1 pseudogene is annotated in these 345 nt (G+C 70.1%); it reads right to left on the reverse strand.

The features are described from left to right. A pseudogene (locus N4G66_RS45425) lies at positions 1-261 on the reverse strand (hypothetical protein); the annotation flags it as partial. Positions 262-345: the final 84 nt, after the last annotated feature.

Raw genomic sequence — 345 nt, forward strand, 5'->3', positions numbered from 1 at the left:
GGCCATGATCTGCTGGTAGGCGGGGCCGCCGGGCAGGGCCGGAGTCGGTGCGGCCGGTGCCGAGGGCGTTTCGTCGGGCAGTTCCAGGAGCGTCTTGCGGGTGATCGTGATGTGCTCGACGGCCTGGGCGAGTCCGTCCAACAGCGCGGTCAGCTGCGCGATCTGCTCGTGAGCGGCCTCCGCTTCCACAGCGATCTGCCGCTCGCGGACCTCCAGACGTGCCAGCAGGGCACCGAGGGTCTGCTGTGGGTCGCCGCTCATGCGCCGCGCCAGGACGGGGTGGAGGTGCCGGTCAGTCGACGGGTCATCACATCGCTTATCGCCCAGTACACCCGGGACTCGGAG

It is taken from the genome of Streptomyces rhizosphaerihabitans (genome assembly GCF_025399795.1).
Classification (GTDB): domain Bacteria; phylum Actinomycetota; class Actinomycetes; order Streptomycetales; family Streptomycetaceae; genus Streptomyces; species Streptomyces rhizosphaerihabitans.